This is a genomic window from Nocardia sp. NPDC004415, assembly GCF_053602435.1.
In genome coordinates this window covers 19,429-29,647 of record NZ_JBSGDP010000073.1, presented here as the reverse complement: position 1 = coordinate 29,647, position 10,219 = coordinate 19,429, and the positions used below count along the sequence as shown (strand labels likewise).

The 10,219-nt window shown below is 68.5% G+C and carries 10 protein-coding genes; 6 read left to right on the top strand and 4 right to left on the bottom strand.

Annotation, left to right across the window (positions count from 1 at the left end; genetic code table 11):
* Nucleotides 1-131: 131 nt before the first annotated feature.
* The gene (locus tag ACWEMY_RS25875; protein WP_452392105.1) at nt 132-914 is read right to left on the bottom strand and encodes a crotonase/enoyl-CoA hydratase family protein; all 783 of its coding nucleotides are present in this window, start codon (nt 912-914) and stop codon (nt 132-134) included.
* An 85-nt stretch (nt 915-999) separates the two neighbouring features.
* Here ACWEMY_RS25875 and ACWEMY_RS25870 point away from each other — a divergent pair, with 85 nt between their 5' ends.
* Nucleotides 1,000-2,643 (top strand): acyl-CoA synthetase, encoded by a 1,644-nt coding sequence (locus tag ACWEMY_RS25870; protein WP_452392104.1) that lies wholly within the window; start codon nt 1,000-1,002, stop codon nt 2,641-2,643.
* 101 nt (nt 2,644-2,744) lie between these two features.
* On the opposite strand, the gene ACWEMY_RS25865 is transcribed toward ACWEMY_RS25870, so the two are convergent.
* The gene (locus tag ACWEMY_RS25865) at nt 2,745-3,923 is read right to left on the bottom strand and encodes an FAD-dependent oxidoreductase (protein ID WP_452392103.1); all 1,179 of its coding nucleotides are present in this window, start codon (nt 3,921-3,923) and stop codon (nt 2,745-2,747) included.
* A gap of 99 nt (nt 3,924-4,022) precedes the next feature.
* On the opposite strand from ACWEMY_RS25865, the gene ACWEMY_RS25860 reads away from it, so the two are divergent.
* Entirely contained in the window at nt 4,023-4,604 is a 582-nt protein-coding gene (locus ACWEMY_RS25860) for a TetR/AcrR family transcriptional regulator (protein WP_452392102.1), read from the top strand.
* Between the two features lie 32 nt (nt 4,605-4,636).
* Here the strand turns inward: ACWEMY_RS25860 and ACWEMY_RS25855 are convergent, their stop codons facing one another.
* Nucleotides 4,637-5,731 (bottom strand): acyl-CoA dehydrogenase family protein, encoded by a 1,095-nt coding sequence (locus tag ACWEMY_RS25855; RefSeq protein ID WP_452392101.1) that lies wholly within the window; start codon nt 5,729-5,731, stop codon nt 4,637-4,639.
* A 23-nt stretch (nt 5,732-5,754) separates the two neighbouring features.
* Nucleotides 5,755-6,948: an acyl-CoA dehydrogenase family protein gene (locus tag ACWEMY_RS25850; protein ID WP_452392100.1), complete on the bottom strand. Its 1,194-nt coding sequence runs from the start codon at nt 6,946-6,948 to the stop codon at nt 5,755-5,757.
* 188 nt (nt 6,949-7,136) lie between these two features.
* Here ACWEMY_RS25850 and ACWEMY_RS25845 point away from each other — a divergent pair, with 188 nt between their 5' ends.
* From ACWEMY_RS25845 to ACWEMY_RS25830, 4 genes are all read left to right on the top strand, one after another.
* Nucleotides 7,137-7,325: a ferredoxin gene (locus ACWEMY_RS25845; protein WP_375933418.1), complete on the top strand. Its 189-nt coding sequence runs from the start codon at nt 7,137-7,139 to the stop codon at nt 7,323-7,325.
* Nucleotides 7,326-7,368: 43 nt separating this feature from the next.
* On the top strand, nt 7,369-8,271 hold the full coding sequence (locus ACWEMY_RS25840; RefSeq protein ID WP_452392099.1) for a 3-oxoacyl-ACP reductase: 903 nt from the start codon (nt 7,369-7,371) through the stop codon (nt 8,269-8,271).
* A gap of 324 nt (nt 8,272-8,595) precedes the next feature.
* Entirely contained in the window at nt 8,596-9,360 is a 765-nt protein-coding gene (locus ACWEMY_RS25835; RefSeq protein WP_278264806.1) for an MlaE family ABC transporter permease, read from the top strand.
* A 5-nt stretch (nt 9,361-9,365) separates the two neighbouring features.
* Complete coding sequence (locus ACWEMY_RS25830; RefSeq protein WP_336086583.1) at nt 9,366-10,217, top strand: MlaE family ABC transporter permease; 852 nt, start codon at nt 9,366-9,368, stop codon at nt 10,215-10,217.
* The last annotated feature ends 2 nt before the right edge of the window (nt 10,218-10,219 follow it).

Here is a 10,219-nt window from a genome sequence, read left to right as displayed (position 1 = left end):
GACTCGCGCCTGCGGCGCATGCGCTTCGAGCGCTGACCGGCGACCCGGCCGCGACCCGCCGCTGCGCGGCGGATCCCTCCTCGAGGTCGGGATGTGCGGGGCTGGGAGTGCGGTCAGTCGCGCCTCGGCGGCTACTTGCCGGTGAAGTTCGGCTTGCGCTTTTCGGCGAAGGCGCGCGGGCCTTCCTTGGCGTCGGCTGATCGGAACACCTCGATGCCGATCTTCGCCTCGATGGGGAACGCCTCGTTCTCCGGCATCGCCTCGGTTTCGCGCAGTGTGCGCAGCATCGCCTGGACGGCGAGCGGGCCGTTGTCGGCGATCTGGCCCGCCAGCGCCATGGCCTTGTCGAGGGCGGTCCCGTCGGCGACCACGTGTCCGATCAGGCCGATCTCCTTGGCCTCGGCCGCGGTGATGTGCCGCCCGGTCAGCAGCAGATCGGCGGCCACGGTGTACGGGATCTGCCGCGCCAGGCGCACCGCGGAACCCCCCAGCGGGAACAGGCCCCAGCGGGCCTCGGAGACACCGAATTTGGCACTTTCCCCGGCTACGCGCAGATCGGTGCCCTGCAGGATCTCGGTACCGCCTGCGATGGCCGGGCCCTCGACCGCGGCGATCAGCGGCTTGGACAGTCGCCTGCCCTTCAGCAGCGCGGGCAGGTAGGCGGGGTCCCAGCTGCCGCTTGTGGCGGTGTCGCCCGGATGCTGCGAGCTCATCGCCTTGAGATCCATGCCCGCGCAGAAGGCCCCACCCGCGCCGGTGAGGATGGCGACGCGGATCTCGGGATCGCTGTCGACCTGGTCCCAGGCATCGCGCATGATCGCCATCATCTCGCCCGAGAGGGCATTGCGCGCCTCCGGCCGGTTCATGGTCACGATGAGGACATGGTCGCGCTTCTCGACCAGGCAGTGGGCCATCCGAATTCTCCTCCACGTCGCGGACTCGCGGGCGAGTCTCGCCGAAACCTTGTCAGAAACAGTAACACGTTCTATTTTTGACTTTGTGAGCTACAACATAGCCGATCTCGTCGAACACGCCGTCGACCTGATGCCCGACCGGATCGTGCTGGTCGGCGAGCATCGTGAGTCGACCTATGCCGAACTGGAGGAGCGGGCCAACAAGCTGGCCCACTACCTGCAAGAACAGGGCGTGCGTCCCGGCGACAAAGTCGGTATCTACTCCCGCAACACCGTCGAGGCCGTCGAAGCGATGGTCGCGATCTTCAAGGCGAGGGCGGTGATGATCAACGTCAACTACCGCTACGTCGAGAACGAGTTACTGCATATCTTCGAGAACTCGGACATGGCCGCGCTGATCTTCGAGCGCCGCTACGCCGACAAGGTCGACGCCGTGCGCGCCAAGGTCCCCGGCCTGAAGACGCTGGTCGTCGTCGACGACGGCACCGACGGCGCGACCTCGCCCGGCGCCATCGAGTACGAAGCCGCGCTGGCCGCCTCCTCGGGCGAGCGCGACTTCGGCGAACGCTCGCCCGACGACATCTACATGCTCTACACCGGCGGCACCACCGGCCTGCCCAAGGGCGTGATGTGGCGGCACGAGGACGTGTGGCGGGTGCTCGGCGCCGGCATCAACTTCGTCACCGGCGAATACGTCAAGGACGAGTGGGAGCTGGCCAAGGTCGGCGCGGCCAACCCGCAGATGGTGCGCTTCCCGATTCCGCCGATGATCCACGGCGGCTCGCAGTGGGCCACCTTCCACAGCCTGTTCGGCGGCGGCAAGGCCGTGATGATCCCCGAGTTCAGCGGGCACGGGGTCTGGCAGGCCGTCGACAAGCACGGCATCAACCTGATCTTCATCACCGGCGACGCCATGGCGCAGCCGATGCTCGACGCGCTCGAACAGGGCAACCCGGAAACCGGTGAGCCCTACGATCTTTCGACGCTCTACGTGCTGGCCAGCAGCGCGGCGCTGTTCTCGCCGCCGCTCAAGGACAAGTTCCTCGAGCTGCTGCCCAACCGGATGATCTCCGATTCCATCGGCTCCTCGGAGACCGGTTTCGGTGGTCTGTCGCTGGTCGCCAAGGGCGCCACCCACACCGGCGGCCCGCGAGTGAAGATCGACGCGGCCACCCAGGTCCTCGACGAGCAGGGCAATCCGGTCGAGCCGGGTTCGGGCGTGATCGGTCTGCTCGCGCGCAGTGGGCACATCCCGCTGGGCTACTACAAGGACGAGGTCAAGTCGGCCGCGACGTTCAAGGAGTTCCACGGGGTGCGCTACGCGATCCCCGGCGACTACGCGCGCGTCGAGGAGGACGGCACCGTCACCATGCTCGGCCGTGGTTCGGTGAGCATCAACAGCGGCGGCGAGAAGATCTACCCCGAGGAGGTCGAGGGCGCGCTCAAGGCGCATCCGGACGTCTTCGACGCGCTCGTGGTCGGGGTCGAGGACGCGCGCTGGGGTCAGCGGGTGGTCGCGGTGGTGCAGTGTCGCGACGGCAAGCGGCCGACCCTGGCCGATCTGAAGCCGGTGCTCACCCAGGAGATCGCCTCCTACAAGCAGCCGCGCAGCCTGTGGTTCGTCGACGAGATCAAGCGCTCGCCCGCGGGCAAGCCCGACTACCGCTGGGCCAAGGCGCAGACCGACGAGCGGCCTGCCGACGAGCACGCCGACGCGGGTTCCGCGTAGTCCCACCACCGAACGGCCCGCCCGGTGACACCGGGCGGGCCGATTCGCGTTCTCAGACCATTGATCACCACGCATCGGTCGATGCCGTCACGACCGGCCCCCTAGCGAGTGCTGAGTTCGGCGAGCCGGTGGGCGAGGGTGGTGCGGATGGTGGGGATGCGGGTGAGCAGGCGCAGGGCGGTGTTGCGGGCCGTGCGGGCAGGGGCCGAGCGGAGAGTGGCCATGCGGGTCATGCGGTCGGTGAAGGCGACGACCTCCAGGGCGATCGGCCTGCGGACGGTCTCGTAGTTGTCGAGCAGCGAATCCGGCTCGCCCGCGACGACTTTCGACAGCAGGCCCGCGAGCGCGGCGGCGTCCTGGATGCCGGTGTTCATACCCTGACCACCCGCCGGGCTGTGCACATGCGCGGCATCACCCGCGAGCAGGACGCGGCCCGCGCGGTACCGCTCGGCCACGCGGTGGTGCACGCGGAAGCGCGAGCTCCACAGCACCTCGTCGACCCGGACCTCGCCGCCGGGGCCGCGGGCGTCGAGCAGCCGCTGGATGTCGGTGAGTGACGGGCGTTCGGGGGCGTCGTCCACGGTGGCGACCACGCGGTAGCGCTCCTGCGCGGGATCGGGCAGCGGAGCCACCACGGTGACACCCTCGGGCGAAAGATGCAGGGACACTTCGGTACGCGGGGTGGGCCAGCTCATCCGCACATCGGCCAGGACGAACGAGGCGGGGTAGGTGTCGCCGGTGAATCCGATGCCCGCCTGCTCGCGCACCGCACTGTGCATCCCGTCGGCGCCGATCACATACGCGGCGGTGATGGTGCCCGGAGTGCCGTCGGCATCGGTGTATTCGACGGTGACGCCGCCGTTCTCGTCGGTCAGCCCGGTCACCGTGCAGGGCCGGTGAACCGTGCCGCCCGCCCGGTGCAGGCGCTCGAGCAGCACCGCCTCGGTGACATCCTGCGGAATCATCAGCGTGTAGGGGAATTCGGTCGGCAGATCACCGAAACCGATGGTGGCCAGGGTCTTCGGGCCGTCGTGGATCTTGAAGGTGGGCACCTTGATACCGCGCGCGACGAGCTCGTCCGCCAGGCCCAGTTCCGCGAGAACTTCGAGGGTCCTGGCATGCACCACGGCGGCGCGCGAGGTGTTCGCGCCCTCGCCCAGCCGATCGATGAGGACGTGGTCGATGCCGGCTTCGGCGAGCACGATCGCGGCGGTGAGCCCGGCCGGGCCCGCGCCGACGATGACGACGGAGGTGAAGGCGGGGAGCTGGGTGGCGGACATCTGCGACTCCTGGTCAACGCTTGTTTGCCAACGCTTGTAGGCATAACGGTAGACCTGCTGGTGGCCTCAGTCAACAGTTGTTGGCCTACACTTGTTGGCATGAAGACGCCGAACCCTCCGGTGCGTCGCTCCGACGCCACCAAAGCCGTCATCCTCGACGCGGCCCGCGCGCGCTTCGCCGCCGACGGCTACGCCAAGGCCACCATTCGCGCCATCGCCGCCGACGCGGAAATCGACCCGTCCATGGTCATGCGGTACTTCGGCAGCAAGGACGGCCTGTTCGCGGCGGCCGTGCGGATCGACCTCGACCTGCCCGATCTCGCCACCGCGTCCCCGGACACCCTGGGCGAGCGCCTGATCCGGCGCTTCCTGACGATCTGGGAGGGCAGCGACAACCCGGTCCTGCTGATCCTGCTCCGCACGGCCATCACCGACGACGCCGTCGCCGACCGCGTCCGCGCCATCTTCGCCGAGCAGGTGCTACCCGCCGTCCTCCGCGTCGGCGACCCCACCGACGCCCCCCGCCGCGCGGGCCTCATCGCCACCCAGCTCCTGGGTATAGCCCTGTGCCGCTACATCCTGCGCCTACCCCCGGTGGTCGAAATGCGCCCCGAAGCCATCATCGCCGACGTAGCCCCGACCATCCAGCGTTACCTGACCTCGACCCCGTCCGATATCTAGGCGGATTCCGTCGGCCTGCCGGTGCCGCGTGGTCAGCCCGCCAGTTCCGCGCCGAGGGCGAGGAGGTGGGGGGTGGCGCCGCCGAGGGCGAATTCGTGGTGTTTGGCGGCGGTGAAGTAGTTGTGGACGATGTGGTCGCGGTCGATGCCGAGGCCGCCGTGGATGTGGATGACGGTGTGGGCGACCTTGTGGCCCGCTTCGGCGGCCCAGAACTTGGCGATGTGGACGGCCTCGGTGGCGGGCAGGCCCTCGGTGACGCGCCAGGCGGCCTGGGTGACGGCCAGGCGCAGGCCGCCGATATCGATGTAGGCGTCCGAAAGGCGCTGGGCGACAGCCTGGAACGAGCCCAGCGGCTTGCCGAACTGTTCGCGGGTGCGGGTGTGCTCGGCGGTGAGTTCCAACGCCCGCTCCAGGGTGCCCAGTTGCAGGGCCGACAAGCCCAGCCAGGCCTGCTCGCGCAGCCGGGACAGGACTTCGGCGCCGGTGTCGAGGGTGCCGAGCAGCTCGGCGGGGGTGTCGGAGAACTCGACGAGGAACTCCGGCGCGAGGTCGACCACCTGCTGGGCGGTGCGGGTCACCGAGGCGTGCGCGGGGTCGACCACGAACACCGCAGTCTGCCCGGAAACCAGGGCGGGCACCAGGATTCGCTCGGCGCGGTCGGCGACGGCGACGGTGGTCGCGGTGCCGGTGAGAGTCCAGCCGTCGGCCTCGGTGGCCGCGATGCCCGGCGCGTCGGTGGTGGCGTGCAGCGGTTCGGCCAGCGCGGCGGTGAGCACGATCTCGCCGGTGCCCGCGCGAGCGGCCAGGGCGCGCTGATCGGCGTCTCCGAAGCGGGCCAGCGCGTCGGCGGCCACGACCACCGACCACAGCACCGGCACCGCGGCCACGGACCTGCCGAGTTCACGCAGGATCGCGGTCTGTTCCAGCGCGCCGAAATCGCTGCCGCCCAAGTCTTCCGGCAAGGCGGCGGCCAGTACGCCCGCGTCGGCGAGCGCCTTCCACAGCTGCTCGTCGAAGCGGCCCGCGGTGTCGAGTTCGCGCAGGCGGTCGGCGGTGACGAGCTTGGCGCAGATCTCGCCGGTCAGCCGGGCGAGATCGAGCTGGGCTTCGGTGGGGGTGAAATCCATGAGGGGATACCGGCTTTCGTCGATCAGCGGGCGGAGGCGGGCTGGCGCAGGGCGGTCATGGCGATGATGTCGCGCTGCACCTCGTTGGTGCCGCCGCCGAAGGTGAGGATCAGCGCGGCCCGGTGCATCCGCTCGAGCCTGCCCAGCATCGCGGCGCCGGGGGAGTCCTGACGCAGGTAGCCGTGCGCGCCGACGACCTCCATGAGCAGCCGATAGGCCTCGGTGGACAGCTCGGTGCCGTAGATCTTGCAGGCCGAGGCGTCCCACGGCTTGGGCGCCGCCTCCCCGCCCTGGTCGGCGCGGCTGGCGATCTCCCAGTTCAGCAGCTTGAGGTATTCGACCTTGGCGTACACGCGGGCCAGGTTCAGCCGCACCCATTCCTGGTCGATGACGCGCAGGCCGTCGGGGCCGGTGGTCTGCCTGGCCCACTCCACGGTCTGGTTCACCGCCAGCGAGAGCGGTCCGGCCGAGGTGAGCGCGACGCGCTCGTGGTTGAGCTGGTTGGTGATCAGCGACCAGCCGCCGTTCTCCGGGCCGACCATGGCCGAGGCGGGCACCCGCACGTCCTGGTAGTAGGTGGCGGAGGTGTCGGGCCCGGCCATGGTGTGCACCGGGGTCCAGGAGAAGCCCTCGGTGTCGGTGGGCACGATGAACATCGTGATGCCCTTGTGCTTCTTGGCCGACGGGTCGGTGCGCACGGCCAGCCAGATGTAGTCGGCGTAGGCGATGAGGCTGGTCCACATCTTCTGGCCGTTGATCACGAAGTCGTCGCCGTCACGCACGGCCGAGGTGCGCAGCGAGGCCAGGTCGGTGCCCGCGCCCGGCTCGGAGTAGCCGATGGCGAAATGCATTTCGCCCGAGGCGATCTTGGGCAGGAAGAACTTCTTCTGCTCTTCGGTGCCGTATTGCATGATCGTCGGCGCGACCGAGTTCAGGGTGAGGAAGGGGACCGGGGCGCCGGCGATGGCGGCTTCCTCGACGAAGATCAGCTGATCCATCGTGGTGCGGTCCTGGCCGCCGTATTCCTTCGGCCAGCTCAGTGTGAGCCAGCCGTCGCGGCCCATCTGCCGCACGACCTCGCGATAGACATCGCCTTCGCCGTATTCGCCGGTCTGCAGGCTCAGCGCCTTGCGCCGCTCCGGCGTCATCAGCTTGCCGAAATACTCGCGCAGCTCGGCGCGGAGTTCTTCCTGCTGCGGCGTATACGCGACGCGCATGCTTGCTACCTCGGTCTCTCGCGGCCAAACAGTGGGTGGCGGGACGCAGGGGATGAGCCCCGCCGAAACCGATCATTGCATATCAACTGGAACATGTTCCAGTATTGACAGTGAATCGGTGGCCGTTCCGCTCCGCGGGACCCACAGCCCGGGTTAGTGTCGCCGAGACCGCTTGGAAGGAAGCTCTCATGAAGATCATCGTCGATTTCGACCGGTGCGAAGCGAACGGCGTCTGCGTCGGAATCGCCCCTGACATGTTTGAACTCGATGACGACGACAATCTGCACGTGCTCGAGGGTGACGTGGCCGACGATCGCGTCGCCGACGCGGAGGAGGCCGTGGCGCAGTGTCCCAAGGCGGCGTTGCGGTTGGCGTGATCGCCTCTTGTCGGATAGTGAAACACGTTCTAAAGTCGGCCCGATGAGTGTGATGCAGACTTCACTGGAGGGCCGGGTCGCCATCGTGACCGGCGCCGGCGCGGGACTCGGCCGGGCCGAAGCTCTCGCGCTGGCCGCGGCGGGCGCGGCGGTGGTCGTCAACGACCTCACCGAGGACGCCGCCGCCGAGACCATCGCCGCGATCCGCGAGCTCGGCGGCAAGGCCGAGTTCGTCGGCGGCTCGATCGCCGAGCGGTCCACCGCCGACGCCCTGATCGCGACCGCGCAGGACGCCCTCGGTGGCCTCGACATCGTGGTGAACAATGCGGGCATCACCCGTGATCGCATGCTGTTCAACATGTCCGACGAGGACTGGGACGCGGTGATCGCGGTGCACCTGCGCGGGCACTTCCTGCTCTCGCGCAATGCCGGTGCCTACTGGCGCGCGGCCTCCAAGGCGGCGGGTGCGCCGGTCTACGGCCGCCTGGTCAACACCTCCTCCGAGGCGGGCCTGCTCGGTCCGGAGGGCCAGGCCAACTACGGTGCGGCCAAGGCGGGTATCACCGCTCTCACGCTCACCGCGGCCCGCGGCCTCGCGCGCTACGGTGTGCGCGCCAATGCCATCTGCCCGCGGGCCAGGACGGCGATGACCGAGGCGGTCTTCGACTCCGCGCCCGAGGGCACGGTCGACCCGCTGGCCCCCGAACACGTGGCCAAGCTGGTGGCCTACCTCGCCTCGCCCGCCGCCGAGGCGGTCAACGGCCAGGTGTTCGTCGTCTACGGACCGATGGTGGCGCTCATGGCGGCACCGACGGTCGAGCAGCGCTTCGACGCGGCAGGCGCCGAGTGGTCCGAGGCCGACCTGGCCACCACGCTGGCGGGCTACTTCGCAGAGCGTCCCGCCGACCACACCTTCTCGGCTCGCGCCCTCCGCGATCTGGGCTGATCTCCACCCCGGCGATTTGCCGGATGTTGGCTCGCCACGCGCCGCGACGAAACATTGACCTGAGTCCTGTTGTACGGCGGTCCAGGTGTTGGTAGACATGAGCGTCGGGGTGTGTGGCACCTCACAGGAGGTCGGGTGAGTTCGATCAGCATTCGTTTCAGTTTTGGATCCGAAATACCAGAAAATGTCCTGGTCTGAGTCTCCTCAAACGGCAGACATTAGCGGGAACGTGTTCTAGTCTTTGGGCAGTCTTCAGATCGGGGTGGCGGTGAAGTACGGGTGCGCGGGCATATCGGTCCGCCCGTCGAACAAGGAGGAATCCGCATGAACGACCTCCTTGCTGTCCCGTTGCGGGCGGTCGGCGGATTCTTCGAACTCGGCGCGGAAGTGGCTCGGGCCACCTTCCGCCGACCCTTCCAATGGCGCGAATTCGTCGACCAGTCCTGGTTCGTCGCCCGCGTCTCCATCGTGCCGACACTGCTGGTCGCGATTCCGTTCACGGTGCTGGTGGTGTTCACCCTCAACATCCTGTTGCGCGAGATCGGCGCCGCCGACCTCAGCGGTGCGGCCGCCGCCTTCGGCGCCGTCACCCAGGTCGGGCCGATCGTCACGGTGCTGATCGTGGCGGGCGCGGGCGCCACCGCGATCTGCGCCGACCTGGGCGCGCGCACCATCCGCGAGGAGATCGACGCGATGAAGGTGCTCGGCATCGACCCGGTCGCCCGGCTCGTCGTGCCGCGTGTGCTCGCCTCGATGTTCGTGGCGCTGATGCTCAACAGCCTGGTGTGCACGGTCGGTATCGTCGGCGGCTTCGCCTTCTCCGTCTTTCTGCAGGGCGTGAATCCCGGCGCGTTCGTCAACGGCATTCCGCTGCTGACCAATCTGCCCGAGCTGATCATCTCCGAGATCAAGGCCGGCCTGTTCGGCCTGATCGCCGGAATGGTCGCCTGCTATCTGGGATTGCAGGTGAAAGGCGGGCCCAAGAGTGTCGGTGACGCGGTGAACCAAACAGTGGTATTCGCCTTCATGGCCCTTTTCGTGGTGAACGTCGTGGTCACCGCGATCGGCCTGAAATTCACGGTGCGGTGACCACGATGGCATTCATTGTTCGCAGTAAGTTCCCGCGCACGGTCCGCCGTTTCGAGCGGGCCTCGAAATCCGTGGATTCCCTGGGCGACAAGGCGATCTTCTTCGTCAAGGCGCTCGCCTCGGTGCCCCGCGCGCTGGTGCACTACCGCACCGAGACCATCCGGCTCATCGCCGAGATCAGCATGGGCAGTGGCGCGCTGGCCGTCATCGGCGGCACCGTCGTCATCGTCGGGTTCCTGACGCTGATGGCAGGCGGCACCATCGCGGTGCAGGGCTACAGCTCGCTGGGCAATATCGGTGTCGAGGCGCTGACCGGCTTCTTCGCCGCCTTCATCAATGTGCGCATCGCCGCGCCGGTGATCTCCGGGATCGGCCTGGCCGCCACCATCGGCGCGGGCGCGACCGCCCAGCTCGGCGCCATGCGAGTGGCCGAGGAGATCGACGCGCTGGAATCGATGGCCATCCGGCCGGTGCCGTTCCTGGTCGGAACCAGGGTGCTGGCGGGCATGATCGCGATCGTGCCGCTCTACGCGCTCGCCGTGATCGCCTCCTTCCTGGCCAGCCGCTTCGCCACCGTGGTCATCTACGGCCAGTCCGCGGGCGTCTACGACCACTACTTCTCCACCTTCCTGATCCCCAGCGACATCCTGTGGTCGTTCGCGCAGGCGATCGTGATGGCGCTGGCGGTGATGCTGATCCACACCTACTTCGGCTTCACCGCCGCGGGTGGTCCGGTCGGCGTCGGGATCGCGGTCGGCAACGCGGTGCGGGCCTCGCTGGTCGCGGTGGTCACGGTGACCCTGCTGATCTCGCTGGCCATCTACGGCACCTCCGGCAACTTCCACCTCTCGGGATAGCG